This window comes from Streptomyces sp. CT34 (assembly GCF_000805335.1).
Lineage (GTDB): Bacteria > Actinomycetota > Actinomycetes > Streptomycetales > Streptomycetaceae > Streptomyces.
Window position 1 is genome coordinate 1350125 of sequence record NZ_KN708638.1, and the last position, 14779, is coordinate 1364903.

Annotated in this window: 13 protein-coding genes and 1 pseudogene; 11 read left to right on the forward strand and 3 right to left on the reverse strand. The window is 73.9% G+C overall.

Annotated elements, in window-relative coordinates; translation table 11 throughout:
• The first annotated feature begins 32 nt into the window (after positions 1 to 32).
• The 5 genes from RZ84_RS06055 (at position 33) to RZ84_RS06075 (ending at position 5780) form a co-directional block, all read left to right on the forward strand.
• Positions 33 to 857 carry an MOSC domain-containing protein gene (locus RZ84_RS06055; protein WP_043263402.1) on the forward strand — a complete coding sequence of 275 codons (825 nt, stop codon included), beginning with the start codon at positions 33 to 35 and terminating at the stop codon, positions 855 to 857.
• Positions 858 to 1078: 221 nt separating this feature from the next.
• A complete protein-coding gene (locus RZ84_RS06060; protein ID WP_241777603.1) occupies positions 1079 to 1897 on the forward strand; it encodes an MEDS domain-containing protein in 819 nt (272 codons plus the stop codon).
• Positions 1891 to 2340, forward strand: coding sequence for an ATP-binding protein (locus RZ84_RS06065; RefSeq protein WP_043263404.1), 450 nt, complete (start codon positions 1891 to 1893; stop codon positions 2338 to 2340). The genes RZ84_RS06060 and RZ84_RS06065 overlap by 7 nt, the downstream gene beginning before the upstream one ends.
• 237 nt (positions 2341 to 2577) lie before the next feature.
• Entirely contained in the window at positions 2578 to 3180 is a 603-nt protein-coding gene (locus RZ84_RS06070) for an Rv1733c family protein (RefSeq protein WP_043263405.1), read from the forward strand.
• Between the two features lie 167 nt (positions 3181 to 3347).
• Positions 3348 to 5780, forward strand: a complete 2433-nt coding sequence (locus RZ84_RS06075; protein ID WP_043263406.1) for a right-handed parallel beta-helix repeat-containing protein — start codon at positions 3348 to 3350, stop codon at positions 5778 to 5780.
• Here RZ84_RS06075 and RZ84_RS06080 read toward each other — a convergent pair.
• Positions 5750 to 8014 carry a lipase family protein gene (locus RZ84_RS06080; protein WP_241778018.1) on the reverse strand — a complete coding sequence of 755 codons (2265 nt, stop codon included), beginning with the start codon at positions 8012 to 8014 and terminating at the stop codon, positions 5750 to 5752. The genes RZ84_RS06075 and RZ84_RS06080 overlap by 31 nt on opposite strands.
• A gap of 417 nt (positions 8015 to 8431) precedes the next feature.
• Between RZ84_RS06080 and RZ84_RS06085 the strand changes: the two genes are divergently transcribed.
• Both RZ84_RS06085 and RZ84_RS36235 read left to right on the forward strand, forming a co-directional pair.
• Positions 8432 to 9277, forward strand: coding sequence for a DeoR/GlpR family DNA-binding transcription regulator (locus RZ84_RS06085; RefSeq protein WP_043263407.1), 846 nt, complete (start codon positions 8432 to 8434; stop codon positions 9275 to 9277).
• A gap of 18 nt (positions 9278 to 9295) precedes the next feature.
• A pseudogene (locus tag RZ84_RS36235) lies at positions 9296 to 9823 on the forward strand (SRPBCC family protein); the annotation flags it as partial.
• A gap of 45 nt (positions 9824 to 9868) precedes the next feature.
• Here the strand turns inward: RZ84_RS36235 and RZ84_RS06090 are convergent.
• Positions 9869 to 10966 carry a PLP-dependent cysteine synthase family protein gene (locus RZ84_RS06090; protein ID WP_052230432.1) on the reverse strand — a complete coding sequence of 366 codons (1098 nt, stop codon included), beginning with the start codon at positions 10964 to 10966 and terminating at the stop codon, positions 9869 to 9871.
• Positions 10967 to 11294: 328 nt separating this feature from the next.
• Between RZ84_RS06090 and RZ84_RS06095 the strand changes: the two genes are divergently transcribed.
• Both RZ84_RS06095 and RZ84_RS06100 read left to right on the forward strand, forming a co-directional pair.
• Positions 11295 to 11582 (forward strand): hypothetical protein, encoded by a 288-nt coding sequence (locus RZ84_RS06095; protein ID WP_043263409.1) that lies wholly within the window; start codon positions 11295 to 11297, stop codon positions 11580 to 11582.
• A gap of 173 nt (positions 11583 to 11755) precedes the next feature.
• A complete protein-coding gene (locus RZ84_RS06100; RefSeq protein ID WP_043263410.1) occupies positions 11756 to 12256 on the forward strand; it encodes an ATP-binding protein in 501 nt (166 codons plus the stop codon).
• Positions 12257 to 12318: 62 nt separating this feature from the next.
• On the opposite strand, the gene RZ84_RS06105 is transcribed toward RZ84_RS06100, so the two are convergent.
• Positions 12319 to 12636 (reverse strand): SHOCT domain-containing protein, encoded by a 318-nt coding sequence (locus RZ84_RS06105; protein WP_043263411.1) that lies wholly within the window; start codon positions 12634 to 12636, stop codon positions 12319 to 12321.
• A gap of 392 nt (positions 12637 to 13028) precedes the next feature.
• Here RZ84_RS06105 and RZ84_RS06110 point away from each other — a divergent pair, with 392 nt between their 5' ends.
• Positions 13029 to 13646 carry a DUF4865 family protein gene (locus RZ84_RS06110; protein WP_052229803.1) on the forward strand — a complete coding sequence of 206 codons (618 nt, stop codon included), beginning with the start codon at positions 13029 to 13031 and terminating at the stop codon, positions 13644 to 13646.
• Positions 13643 to 14656, forward strand: coding sequence for a phosphotriesterase family protein (locus tag RZ84_RS06115; RefSeq protein WP_052229804.1), 1014 nt, complete (start codon positions 13643 to 13645; stop codon positions 14654 to 14656). The genes RZ84_RS06110 and RZ84_RS06115 overlap by 4 nt, the downstream gene beginning before the upstream one ends.
• The last annotated feature ends 123 nt before the right edge of the window (positions 14657 to 14779 follow it).

The window sequence follows — 14779 nt, forward strand, 5'->3', positions numbered from 1 at the left end:
CAACTGTCGGAGGTGGCTGGCAGGATGGGGCCATGTCGTCGTCCGTGCTGCAGTCGCTCCATCTCTATCCGGTCAAATCCCTTACGGGGTCCGGTCCCGGCGAGGCGGTCGTGGAGCCGTGGGGGCTCGCCGGGGACCGACGCTGGCTGGTGGTGGACGCCGAGCGGCGGCTGATGACCCAACGGCAGCATCCGGCGCTGGCGTTGGCCCGTGCCGAGGAGCGGCCCGAGGGCGCCCTGCGGCTGACCGCGCCCGGGATGCCGCCGCTGACGGTCCAGGTGCCGGCCCCGGTGGAGACGATCCCGGTCGGGGTGTGGAAGGACGAGGTCGAGGCGGTGCCCGCGGGTGCCGAGGCGGCCGAGTGGTTCCGTGCCTATCTGGGAGTCGAGTGCCGGATGGTGCATCTCGACGCCCCGGAGAAGCGCCGCCCCGTCGATCCGGAGTACGGCCTGCCCGGGGACACCGTCAGCTTTGCCGACGGCTATCCGCTGCTGCTCACCACCGCCGCGTCGCTGGACGCCCTCAACTCCCTCATCGCGCAGGGCGACCTCCCCGACGAGGGCCCGCTGCCGATGAACCGTTTCCGGCCCAATGTGGTGGTGGACCGCACCGCGCCCTGGGCGGAGGACGACTGGCGGCGGGTGCGCATCGGCGAGGTGGTCTTCGACGTGGCCAAGCCCAGCGCACGCTGCGTGGTCACCACCACCGACCAGTCCACCGCCGAGCGCGGCAAGGAGCCGCTCCGTACGCTGGCCCGCCACCGGCGCTTCGGCGACCGGCTGGTCTTCGGCCAGAACCTGATCCCGCGCGGGACGGGCACGATCCGGATCGGCGACCCGTTCGAGATACTCGCCTGACGGGCCGGCGCGGCCCCCGGCGTGGTCGCGCCGCGGGCGTGCACAGCCGCCGTCGTACGCATTGCGGGCCGGTCGGCGGCTGCCTACAGTGAGCGCACAGCGCCGCCGACGGGACCGGCCGCGGGGGGAGACAGAGAGCTGTTGTGCCGATGCCTGCAAGGGACGCCGGAAGCGGTCTGCTCATCCCTGTCCAGCATCTGCGGCCCGGGGACCACGCCTTTGTGAGTTACGGCAACGACGAGGTGCGCTGGGAGGTCGTCACGGCCTTCGTGCGCCTCGGGCTGGCCCGCGGCGAGAAGGTCCTGGTGCTGCCCTGCCCGGGCGTGCCGGAGGAAGAGGTGCTGGCCCGGATCGACTTCCCGAGCCGCAGTACGGTTCCGGCCCGCGAGCGCGGCCAGCTGGTGCTGTCCAGCATGCGGGAACTGCTCCTGCCGGACACCGAGTTCACCGCGGCCCGGCAGCTCGGCCGGCTGCGTGCGGCCACCGACCGGGCGACGGCCGAGGGCTATACGGGGCTGCGGGCGTTCATCGACATGGGCTGGGTGGCCGCCCTGGGCACCGACGTCGCGGCGATGGAACGCCGGGAGACCGGTGCGGACGAGCTGTTCGCCGGGCGGCGGTACACGGAGATCTGCGCGTACGACCGCCGCCGGTTCGACCGGTCGGTGGTGGCCGCGATGGAGCGGGCGCATCCGCGCGCCGTACTGGAGCGGCTGGGCAGTCTGCGGTCGGTGCGCGGCCCCGACGAGGCGCTGTGCTTCGTCGGCGAGGCGGACGCGGCGAATCAGGCCGCGTTCGCCCGGTCGCTGGAGATCGCGCTGGCGCGGACGGCGGCGGCCCGCCGGCTCACCGTCGATCTGACGCGGCTGCACTTTCTCTCGGTGGGCTGCGCGGTGGCGCTGCTCACCCTGGCCCGGGGCGCCGCGGGCCATGATCTGGTCGAGGTGCGCTGCGACGGCGGGCAGCGCCGGATGCTGCGGCGGCTGGGCGCCGATGCGGTGCCGCGGCTGACGCCGACGGAGGTGGTACGGCCGTGCTGAACCCGGAACCGGCCGGTCGGGCGGAGGAACCCGGCCGCCGGCTGCTGCAGCGGCGCTTCACCGCCCGCCTGCTGCCGCAACTGCGGCTGCTGGTCGAGGAGTGCGCGGCGCGCGAGGGGCTGTGCGAGCCGCGGCGCGGCGAGTTCGTGCTGGCCGTGGACGAGATCGCCGGGAACGCCGTGGAGCACGCGGGCGGTTCGGGACGGCTGGTGCTGCGGCGGGTGGGCGACGAGCTGGAGTGCCGGATCAGCGACGCGGGCCCGGGGTTCAGCGAGGCGGTGATCCCGGAGCTGCTGCCGGGCCTGGACGGCGCGCCGAAGGGGCGCGGGCTGTGGCTGGCACGGCTGGTGGCCGACCGGTTCGCGGTGTCCCGGGGGACGGGGGCGCCCGGCGCCGCGGGCGAGGCGGGCGCGGTGGTGACCGTGGCCGTACGGCTGCGCTGACGCCACGGCGTACGGGGCACTCTTCGGCCTTCTCGCGGCGAGCATCACAACTCCCTCGAAATACCCCCAACTCGCACCGGGACACGGGGTGTTCGTGAAACAGGTGGTTCGGGTGGGGCGGGTGCGACCGGGCCGACCGCCGGCCCGCGGCGTGATGTGGCTCTCTCTTCACCGAACCTTCGCATGAGCGCCGCGCGATGCGGTATGCACAGATCTGGGCGCAGCAAAGGGGTGGCGATGCGGGCGATACGGGGCTTATGGCACTGGCGGCACAATCCGGTGCGGCGGCGGACGGACCGGACCGAAGCCTGGATCGCGCTGGCCGCCGCCCTGTTGATCGTCCTCGGGGCGCCCGCGGCCGGCTGGTTCGCCGGCCGGGCCGCGCACGGCGCGCTGCTGGAGGCCGTACGGCGGCAGCACCGGGAGCGGTATCCGGTGTGGGCCACCGCCGGCCGGCCGGTCTCCCGGCCGACCGCCCACCCCGACCCGGAGACCACCTCCCAGCACGCGGCGCGCCTGCGGACGGTCGCCCGCTGGACCGGGCGGGACGGCAGCACGCACACCGCCGAGATCGCGACACCGCGGTCGCGGGAGCCCGGTGCGCGGTTCCGCATCTGGACCGACGGCCGCGGGCGGATCGTGCCGCGCCCGATGGACGAGGGCGCGGCGGCGACCCATGCGGTGCTCGCCGGACTGGCCGTCGCGGGGGCCGCCGGAGGGCTCGTCGAGGCCGGCCGGCGGCTGGCCGTACGGCAGTTGATGGTACGTCGGTTCCGTCGCTGGGACGCGGCGTGGGAGCGCGCGGGGCAGGACTGGGGCCGGGCGGACGCCGGGAGTTGAGGTGCGGCTGACCAGGCGGCGGACTGTGTCCGCCACCACTCGCCGGGCGCGCTACGGTGGTGCAGCCAGCCTCTCGGCTGGGGCCTCGCAGACCCCCGTGCGGACATCCGCGGACGGATGGCTGCCGGGCCGACATCCGCCGCACGAAGTGGGGACACGACACCGCCATGGCACAGGGCTCGGTCCAGGTGACGCACTCCGGAACGTCGCGATGGCGGCGCCGCACCGGGGAGTACAGTTCGCTCGCCGCCGCCCTGGAGGCCGCCGGGGACGGTGACGTGCTGACCGTGCCGGCCGGTACGTACCGCGAGAACCTGGTGCTGCTGCGCGCGGTGACGCTGCGCGGTCCCGAGGGGGCCCGCGGGTCGGTGCGGATCGCGCCGGCCGACGGGGTGGCGCTGACCATACGGGCCTCGGCCACCGTCCACGACCTGCACCTGGAGGCGGCGGATTCCGCCTCGCCCGCGCTGCTGGTGGAGGACGGCGCCCCCGAACTCGCCGACATCCGGGTGGTGACCCGGTCCGCGGCCGGTATCGAGGTCCGGGGCGGGGCCCGCCCGACGGTGCGCCGCTGCACGGTCGACAACGCGGGCGGCGTCGGCATCAGCGTGCTGGACGGCGCCGGCGGGCTGTTCGAGGAGTGCGAGGTGATGGCCGCCGGGCAGGCCGGCGTGGCGGTCCGCGGCGGCGCCCATCCGCGGCTGGAGAACTGCCGGATCCACCACGCCTCGGGGGCGGGTCTGTCGCTGACCGGCGAGGGCAGCGCGGTCGAGGCGGTCGGCTGCGAGCTGTACGAGATCAAGGGCGCCGGCATCCAGGTGGCGGCGCGGGCCACCGGGCATCTCACCGACTGCACGGTGCACCGGACCTCGGCGGACGGTGTCACCCTGGACACCGACGCGGTGCTCACCCTCGCCGACTGCGACATCCACGACATCCCGGAGAACGCCGTCGACCTCCGCTCCCGGTCGGTGCTGACGCTGACCCGCAGCACGGTGCGGCACTTCGGGCGCAACGGCCTGTCCGTCTGGGACCCGGGCACCCGGGTGGACGCCAACCAGTGCGAGATCCACGACAGTACGGGCGACTATCCCGCGGTGTGGGTCAGCGACGGCGCGACCGCGGTGCTGGACGCCACGCGGGTGCACGACGTACCGGACGCGCTGTTCGTCCTCGACCGGGGCTCCCGCGCCGACGTGGTGGACTGCGATATCGCGCAGGTGCGCAACACCGCGGTGTCGGTGAGCGACGGCGCGACCGTCCAACTGGACGACTGCCGGATCCGGGAGACCTCGACCGGCGCCTGGTTCCGCGATCACGGCAGCGGCGGCACGCTCGCCAACTGCACGATCGACGGGGCGCAGACCGGCGTGATCGTCACCAAGGGGGCGGACCCCACCATCGAGGGCTGCACGGTCAGTTCGCCCGCCGAGGCCGGGTTCTACGTCTCGGCGGAGGGCCGCGGCACCTTCCACGGCTGCCGGGTCACCGGCAGTTCGGGCTTCGGCTTCCATGTGATCGACGGCTGCCGCACGACGCTGACCCGCTGCCGTACGGAGCGCTGTGCGCGCGGCGGTTACGAGTTCGCCGACGCGCACGGTACCGGTGGCGGGCCCACCGTCGAGGACTGCACCAGCGACGAGAGCCGGACCACGCCGGCACCGGCCGCGGGGACGGTGCCGGCCCCCTCGGTGCAGCAGGCGACGCAGACGGCCGGGCTGCTGGGCAACGTCCCGGCGCAGCGCGCCCCATCGACGGCCACCGCGCCCCCGGAGGAGCAGGTGGCCGTCCGCCCCTCCGAGGAGGTGCTGGGTGAACTGGACACCCTCGTAGGGCTGGAGAGCGTCAAGCGCGAGGTGCGCAGCCTGATCAACATGATCGAGGTGGGCCGCCGGCGGCAGGAGGCCGGGCTGAAGGCCGCCTCGGTCCGCCGCCATCTGGTCTTCACCGGCTCCCCCGGCACCGGCAAGACGACGGTGGCCCGGCTGTACGGCGAGATCCTGCACGCGCTGGGCGTACTGGAGCGCGGGCACCTGGTCGAGGTCTCGCGGGTGAACCTGGTGGGCGAGCACATCGGGTCGACCGCGATCCGCACCCAGGAGGCGTTCGACCGGGCGCGCGGCGGGGTGCTCTTCATCGACGAGGCGTACGCCCTGTCGCCGGAGGACTCCGGGCGGGACTTCGGCAAGGAGGCCATCGACACCCTGGTGAAGCTGATGGAGGACCACCGGGACGCGGTGGTGGTGATCGTGGCCGGCTACACCGCCGAGATGGAGCGCTTCCTGGCGGTCAACCCCGGTGTCTCGTCCCGCTTTTCACGGACCATCACCTTCGGCGACTACGCGCCCGAGGAGCTGCTGCGGATCGTCGAGCAGCAGGGCGAGGAGCATGAGTACCGGCTCGCCGAGGGGGCCGGCGAGGCGCTGCTGAAGTACTTCACGGCGCTGCCCAAGGGGCCGTCGTTCGGCAACGGGCGCACCGCGCGGCAGACGTTCGAGGCGATGGTCGAGCGGCACGCGGGCCGGGTGGCGAAGCTGCCCGACCCGAGCACCGACGACCTGACCCTCCTCTACGCGGAGGACCTGCCCGAACTGCCGTGAGCGGGCGCCCGTTCCGCGCGCGGGCACGGTATCGCCGGGCCGAGCCGGGCGATCAGTTCGGCACGTACCTTGTCGAAAACCGGATCGGCCTGGTAATCGCCGTGGCCGAGGATCTGGGCGGGCAGCGGGTTCTGGAGCGTACGGCCGAAGGCGAGCGGGTCGCGCAGCGGCCCCTCGTCGATCCGACGGCCGTCCTCGCAGGTGAGCCGGATCGGGCCGCCGATGGGGTCGGTGAAGCGCCAGAGGTTGCGCCAGTCGTCCATCTCGCGGTGCAGTCCGGTGAGCGCGGGCGGGCCGAAGAAGGCGGGGAACCAGCGGCCGTAGAGGCGTTCCAGGGGGCTGCCGTACGTCAGCAGCGCGACCCGGCTGCGGGTGACCGGGTCCAGCTGCCAGACGGCCGCCGCGGCCAGCACGCTGCCCTGGGAGTGCCCGGAGATCACCAGCCGGCCGTCGAACCGCTCGGTCCAGGTGGCCATCCGCCAGGTCAGGTCGGGCACCGCGCGCTCGGCGTAGCAGGGCGGCGCGAAGGGGTGCGCGGCGCGCGGCCAGAAGGTGCCCACGTCCCAGAGGATGCCGATGGTGCGGCGGGCGGAGTGGTCGCGGTAGGCGCGCCGGCCCATCGTGAGCAGCAGGACGACGCCGGCGCCCATCAGCCAGGAGCCGAGGGACTCGGCGGTCTCGGCGGCGGCGTGCAGGACCGGCGCGGCGCCCGCGGTGGCGCGGCCGGGCGTCTGGCCGGTGATCCAGGCACCGGCCACCGCGCCGGCCCCCAGGGTGAGCGTGACGGCGGCGGTGGCGGCCACCAGGACGGGCGCCGCGTCGGTCAGCCCGGCACGTGCGATGGTGCCGGCGATCCGCCGGGCGCGCAGCGCGTCGGGCCGCTCGCGCGGGTCGTAGAGGCCCGGCACGTCCTCGGCGACGCGGTTGCGGACGACGATCACCCGGATCCCGGCGAGCACCGCGACGACGGCGACCACGACCAGCAGGGCGGGGATCACCGACGCCTGCCAGGACAGCAGGACCGGCGGCCCGGGGATCGGAGCGTGGCCCCGGTCGGGTGCCGCCGGACCGCCGATCCAGTCGGCGAACCGCACCGCCACTCCCCCGGACAGCACCCCGCCGACCGCGCAGGCCAGCAGCGCGACGGCCGGCCCGCCCATCCCGCGAAGCGCCGTACGGGCCTCGTCGCGGGCCGCGCGCTGGAGGAACCAGGCGGTCACCGCCAGCGCGAGGACCAGGACGCCCTGGAGGACGGCGATCTCGCCGAAGGCCGCGACACCGGGCAGCGGGCCGTGGCTGCGCGCTCCGGGCCGCGCCCATCCGGCGTGCACGGCGGTCAGCGCCAGCACGGCCAGGGCGGCGTACGGCAGCGCCCGTACGGCCGGGTGGTCGGCCCCGTCGTCCGGTGCCGCCTCGCTGCGGGCGGTGCGCCAGACGACGATCAGGGTGCCGGCGGCGAGCAGCACGACCAGTGCGGTCAGCCCCTGGCCGAGGGCGACGAGGGTGCCGTCACCGGCCTGCCGGTCGGTCCGCCGGGAGGCGACGAGCAGGGCGGCGGCGATGGTCAGGACCCCGGCCGTGGTGTGCGCGGCACGCAGCCGGGCGACGAGCCGGCGGCCGTACCAGAAGCCGTTCAGGTTGAGCGCGGTGCGCTCCTCGGCGGGGGTGTCACGAGAGGCACCGGGCGGGCGGGGCGGCGGCGAGGCGGACTCGTACGCGCTCCAGGTGCGGTGCGAGAGCCACCAGAGGAAGCCGACGACCATCAGGGGCACGACGGAGGCGAGCGCCAGCCGGCGGCCGGGGACGCTCCACCAACCGGCGTTGTCGGGGCTGAGGAAACCCAGCCAGGATTTCCCGACGACGCAGCCGGGCGTGCCGGCGCACTGCCAGGCGGTGAGGTCGAGGGCGACCTCGCAGGCCGCGGCGGCGAGCAGCACGGTGAGGGTGAGCGCGAGCAGGCGCACCAGGAGGTCGTAGATCCGCTGCGCCCGGTGCTCGGGCGGGGCGGCCGGGCGCATCCAGTGGGCGAGGTTGGCGACCATGAAGGGCACCAGGATCAGCCAGAGCGCACGGGCGCCGTTGCCGGACGTCAGATTGCTCCAGCAGTACGCCTCCCGGACCGGCTCGGAGAGGTGGTCGCCGGGCCGCTCCTCGGCGTTGGCGTCCTCGGTACGGCGGTAGCAGGCGGCGGTGTCGTCGCCGGTGATCCGCTGGACGCGCGGATCACCGAGCATCTTCTCGGGCGTGGTGCCGCCGACTCCGTGGACCAGCAGTTCCAGGCCGATATGCGGCACCGGCACGGTGTCCGGTGCGGCATCTGCCGTGGTGGCGCGGTCCGTTGGGCGGGCGTGCGGTGGTGTGTCCGCGGTCTCCACTGGCTCTCCCCCGATGTCAGTGCGGTGCGGTGTTCGATGAAGTGTGCGCGGTGCTGTGCGCGCCGCGGTCCCCCCGGAATTGTCTCTTTCCTCTGGGAGCGACTTCATCCGGGTTTCGGTTCCCGCGGTCCCGCGGAGTCCGCGGCGGGTGCCGGGCACACCGGCGTCGGGGCCGTTGTCGGACCCTCGTGCGAGGATGAGGGCACCAGTGATCGCGGGCGGTGGCAGCCCGTGTGCAGGACCCGGGACGCGGTGCCGGGCGGAAGGGACGGGCCGGTGAGCGACAACCAGAACCTCCTCGCGGAGCAGCGGCGTGCCCTGATTCTCGACGAGGTCAGACGGCGCGGCGGGGTGCGCGTCAACGAGCTGACCCGCCGGCTGAGCGTCTCGGACATGACGGTCCGTCGCGACCTGGACGCGCTGGCCCGCCAGGGCATGGTCGAGAAGGTGCACGGCGGCGCGCTGCCGGTGAGCGACCCGAGCGCCCACGAGCCGGGGTTCGAGGTGAAGTCGGCGCTGGAGCTGAGCGCCAAGGCGGAGATCGCCAAGGCGGCGGCGCGGATGGCGGTGCCGGGCAGCGCGATCGCGCTGGCCGGCGGTACGACCGCGTTCGCGCTGGCGCATCAGCTCCTGGAGGTGCCGGAGCTGACGGTGGTGACGAATTCGGTGCGGGTGGCCGATGTGTTCTACAACGCCCAGCGGGCCGCCGCCAGCGGCGAGGGGATGCCGGCCGCGGAGGCGGCGACGGTGGTGCTCACGGGCGGGGTGCGGACGCCGTCGGACACCCTGGTCGGGCCGGTGGCGGATGCCGCGATCCGGTCGCTCCACTTCGATCTGCTCTTCCTCGGGGTGCACGGCATATCGGTGGAGGCGGGACTGTCGACACCGAATCTCGCGGAGGCGGAGACCAACCGGCATTTCGTGCGGTCCGCGCGGCGGGTGGTGGTGGTCGCCGACCACACCAAGTGGGGGACGGTGGGCCTGAGTTCGTTCGCCGGCCTGGACCAGGTGGATGTGCTGGTGACGGATGCCGGACTGCCGGCGGGGGTGCGGGCGGAGTTCGCGGAGCTGCCGACCGAGCTGGTGGTGGCGGGCGAACCGGCCGCCGGCACAGACATCTGACGCAGCGCCAGCCAGGTTGTGCCGCGCTGTCCCGCCGGCCGTCCCCCAGGGGGTCCTCGTACCGCACCACGCCGACTCCGCCCCGTCGAACTCGACTTCGTCGCCGCCGCCCCGCCGCGGCTGGTGTTCGCCGCGGAGACCGCCGCGCCACCGGAGGCCGTCTGCCGGGCGCCGGCGGATGACGTAGCGGCCTGGGCGGACTGGTTCACGGGGGTGTCCCGTGCGGCGCCGACGGATGGCGGCGCGGGCCGCGACATCCGTCTGACGGGCGGCACGCGGTGCGGCGAGACGGTGCCGGCGGCCGAGCCCGACGAGCACTACGCCCATCGGGTCGATACCTATCGGGTCGACACCACCAACGCCCCTGGACCGCGGGCCCTGTTGGAGGACTGGCGGCTGACCCCGGCGGACGGTGGGACGCGGGTGCGGTGGACGTTCGCGGCCGACGGCCCGGCGCCGTTCCGCCGGCTGGTGACGGCGGCCCGGCCGGGCCTGGGCCGCGCCTTCCGCGACTCGGTACGGGCCCCGGACCGGCGCCTGGCCCGCCCCTGGGCCGCGCACCCGCCGCCTCCGCCGCCGGGGCCGCCCGGGTCAGCAGCTCCAGGTGCCGGTGGCAAGGAAGGTGTCGATGGTGCCCGCGTAGGGCGTGATGTCCAGGCCCTGCGAGGCCAGCCAGTCGTCCGAGTAGTACTTGTCGAGATAGCGGTCCCCGGGGTCGCAGAGCAGCGTGACCACGGATCCCGTACGGCCCTCGGCGACCATCTCCGCGACGATCTTCAGGGCGCTCCACAGCCCGGTGCCGGTCGAGCCGCCCGCCTTGCGGCCGATCGCCGCCTCCAGGGCGCGGACGGCGGCGACGCTGGCCGCGTCCGGGACCTTCATCATCCGGTCGATCGCGCCGGGCAGGAAGCTCGGCTCCATCCGGGGCCGGCCGATGCCCTCGATCCGCGACGCGGTCTCGCAGTTGGTCCCGGCGTCGCCGGTGAGCCAGCCGTCGAAGAAGCAGGAGTTCTCCGGGTCGGGGACGCAGATCCGGGTGTCGTACTGCATGTAGTGGACGTAGCGGGCGATGGTCGCGGAGGTGCCGCCGGTGCCCGCGGTCGCGACGATCCAGGCGGGCTCGGGATAGCGCTCCAGCCGCAGCTGCTGGTAGATCGACTCGGCGATGTTGTTGTTGCCACGCCAGTCGGTGGCCCGCTCGGCGTAGGTGAACTGGTCCATGTAGTGCCCGCCGGACTCTGCGGCGAGCCGGGCGGAGACCTCGTAGACGGTCCGCGGGTCCTGGACCAGATGACAGGTGCCGCCGTGGAATTCGATCAGCCGGGTCTTCTCACGGCTGGTCGTCGCCGGCATCACCGCGATGAACGGGACCCCGATCAGCGAGGCGAAGTACGCCTCGGAGACGGCCGTGGAGCCGCTGGAGGACTCGATGACCGGCTTGCCGGGGCGGATCCAGCCGTTGCACAGCCCGTACAGGAACAGCGAGCGGGCCAGCCGGTGCTTGAGGCTGCCGGTGGGGTGCGTCGACTCGTCCTTCAGGTAGAGGTCGATGCCCCATTCCTCGGGCAGCGGGAAGCGGAGCAGGTGGGTGTCGGCGGTGCGGTTGGCGTCCGCCTGGACCTTGCGTACCGCGTCTTTGAGCCAGGTCCGGTAGTCCGGATCCGTGCGGTCGACGTCCGTGGTCGGTATGACGATGGGGGCCGGCCCCCGATCCGCTCTGCTGCGGTCGGGCCGGCTCTGCGGCTGTGGTGCGATGCTCACCGGCGCACTCCTCGACGGGGGATGACGAGCCCGCGCGCGACGCCGGGCCGATTCCGACTATAACCACCCGCCGCACGCTTCTCACCTGCATAAACATCCCTTTGAGACGCCCCAAGAAGGCCCTGGGGGACGGCTGTTGCCTCCGTCTGCATCCGTCGCACCCGGGGCGGCACTGGTATACGAGGCGCGGTAGGGGCAAACTTCCCGAGAGGGGCGGTGGACGGCACCAACCCGTGGCGCCGAGGAAGTGGTGGGGATGGCGGAGTCGGAATTCAACGCGACCGGCGTACGGATCGAGCGATGGCTGCGGTCGCTGACCAGGGCGGGCCAGGTCCGTATCAGCAACGGCCGGCTGGCGCTGCTGACCAGCTACGGGAGGGAGATCGACAGTGCCCCGCTGGGCGCGGTCGAGGCCCACAAGCCGCTGTTCGCCGCCCGCGACCGGGCACTGGCCATCCTCAACGGGAACCGCTACTCGCTCACGCTGGGCGCCCCCGACCGCTTCCTCAAGGCCGTGGAGACGGCGCGTCGGCCACGCGCGTGAACGCCGGCCGCGGCCGAGGCGGTGCGGTTGCGGGGGCCCACCGTCTGCGTGACCCTGGATGCGTATCACTGAGGGTTCACCAGCGGTGACACTGTGATGCAGCCGGCATCGCTGGATCCGATCTTCGCCCCTGCCCGGTAAGGGGCGCCCGACCTCATCAGGGAGTCGCGGTCGTGATCAGGCAGCCCAGCAGACACTGCACGGTGGAGCTCCAGGCCGTCCCGGCCCGCATCGGGCACGTGCGCAGGATCGTCTCCGCGCAACTGCGGTACTGGCAGCTCGACGCATTGATCGACCCGGCGGCCCTCGGAGTCACCGAACTCCTCGCCAACGTCTGCCGGCATGCCCGTCCCAGCAAGCAGTGCACCGTCGAACTGTGCGTCCTGCTGGACCAGTTGACGGTCTCGGTGCACGATCTGGATCCGCGGCTGCCGAGGATCCGGGTCGCCGACAACTGGGAGACCTGCGGGCGCGGGCTGGCACTGATCGCGGCGCTCAGCGAGAGCTGGGGAGTCCGCCCGGACGACCCGGGCAAGATCGTCTGGTTCACCCTCCCCGCACTGACCACCGCCCCCGAGGAAGCCCGCACGGTCCGCACCCACTGGGACACCGCGCCACTGGAGGACGCGGCGACCGACCCCCGGCCCCGTACACGGAGCGCGAGGGTCGGCTGACGGACACCCGCAGGGCCGCCAAGCCGCGCGGATCCGCCGGAGACATCAGCGGCCGGTGGCGGTCACGCCCGGCCGCTCCTGGGGCCGGTACCGAAGTGCTCCTCCAGCACGGAGAGCCGGCGCCAGTACTCCTCCTCGTCGATGTCGCCGGCCGCGAAGCGCCGCCCGAGGACGGCGATCGGCGAGGGCGTCCCGGCGCCGGCCGCGGACCGCGGATCACCCCAGGGGCCACGAATCCGCCCGCCGGGCCCGCCGTGCCGCCACACCGTGCGGCGCAGCACGGTCACCGCGGTGAAGACGACCGCCGCCCACACCAGGGGAACGAACAGGATCCAGGGGCCCGGTCCACCGCCGGACCAGGGCTCCGCGAGTGCGTACATGGGGATCGTCTCCTTGATCGATGAGGCGCTGCCGGCCGGTGGACGGCGTTCCACCGACTCCCTTCGAGCCTCGCCGTCCGAAGGCCGCTCGTCGTCGTACCGCCAGCGGCTCCGCCCGTACGACCGGGGAAGTACGCGGGACCGCAGCGTCTGCTCCGCCCGCCGACGGGCCGGGCCGGCACCGCACCATCGCCCCCGGCCCGCACCCGGTCGCCCGATCCACCCCCTCTTGATCTTTGTAACTACTAGTATGTACAGTCCCCTCATGGGCACCCCGCACAACACGGGCAGCACCCCGGCAGCCCCGAGCTGCGGCAGCCGCCGGACGAGACGTTCGGCCGGCCCCCGCACCGTCCCCACCCCCCTCTCCCCAACTCCCTTACGGAGCCGCCGTGCACGCCATGCACTACGCCATCACCCTGCCCGCCGACTACGACATGGAGATCATCCGGCGCCGCGTGAAATCCAAGGGGCCGCTCCTGGACACCTTCGAGGGACTCGGCCTCAAGGCGTACGGGATCCGCGAACGCGGGGTCGACGGCTCGCCGGTCAACCAGTACGCGCCGTTCTACCTCTGGGCCGACCCGGACGCCATGAACCGTTTTCTGACCGGTGACGGGTTCCGGGCCCTGGCCCGCGACTTCGGACGACCCGCCGTCCTCAACTGGCAGGGCCTGTACCACCGTTCGGGACCGGCGGCCGGGCGCCCACCGCGCGCCTTCACCCGGCGGATCGAGACGATCCCCGACGGCGCGGACGCGGCCGGCACCATCGAACGCGCGCGGACCGCCCACGAGGAGCTGGCCGCCGCGGACGGTGTGCACACCACCGCACTGGGCCTCGACCCGCGGCGCTGGGAACTGGTCCACTTCACGCTCTGGGCCGACTCCGTCCCGGAATCGGCGGCCGGCGAGCGCTTCCGAGTACTGCATCTGTCCGCCCCGGGCTCCATCCGGCCGGCCGCCGGACCGCACGCCGGGACGGTCCCGCAGCCGGAGCGGCGGTCATGACCGCCGCGCACGAAACGGCACCGGCCTGCGCTGCCGGCCCCACCGTCCGCACCGTCCTCGGGGACATCGCCCCCGCCGAACTCGGCATCTGCGACGCACACGACCACCTCTTCCTGCGCAGCCCTCAGCTGCCCGGCCAGGAGCTGGCCGACACCGGGGCGGCGGCGGCCGAGCTGGCCGCGTTCCGGGCCGCCGGCGGCGCCGCGGTGATCCAGTGGACGCCGTACGGGATGGGGCGGTTCGCCGGTGAACTGCCGCGGCTGGCACGGGAGTCGGGGGTCACCATCGTCGCCGCGACGGGGTTGCACCAGGCGGCGCACTACGACCCCGAGGTCCTGGCGCGCAAGCGGGTCCGCGCGGACCTGGCCGGGCTGTTCGTCGCCGAGCTGACCGAAGGGATCGGCACCGCCGAAGAGCCCGGCGCCCGGCCCCTGGCCGGAATGATCAAGGTCGCCGGCGGCTTCCACGGCCTGGACCGGCATGCCCGGTACACCATGGCCGCGGCTGCCGAGGCCCATCTGGCGACCGGGGCGGTCATCGGCGTCCACCTGGAGCTGGGCACCGGCGCCCTGGACGTACTCGACCTCCTCTGCGGCGAGTTGGCGGTCCCGCCGGACCGGGTGATCCTCGGCCACCTCAACCGCTCGCCCGATCCGGTCGTCCACCGGATGGCGGCCGAGGCCGGCGCGTACCTGGCCTTCGACGGCCCCTCACGCGCCAACCACGCAACCGACTGGCGCCTGCCGGACACGCTGGCCGCGCTCGTCGATGCGGGCTTCGCCGACCGGATCCTGCTCGGCGGCGACACCACCTTGGCCACGGCGCGGTCGGTGAACGGCGGCCCTGGCATGCGGTATCTGCTGCGCGGGCATCGCCGACGTCTTGAGCTCGCCCTGGGCGCGGGCGTGGTGACACGGATGCTCACGGAGAATCCGTCCCGGGCCGTTGCGGCCGAATGGCCGTCCGCTGCGCTTTGCCTGCGCCCCACGTTGTCGGCTTCCCCGCCATAGGGGTTCGCCGCCGTTGCGCCTGCGGCGGGCGGGTCCGCTGCCCTTCCGCTGCGCTTTGCCGGCGTCCCACGTTGCCGGGTGCGGCGCCGTTGCGCCTGCGGCGGGCGGGTCCGCTGCGCGGGG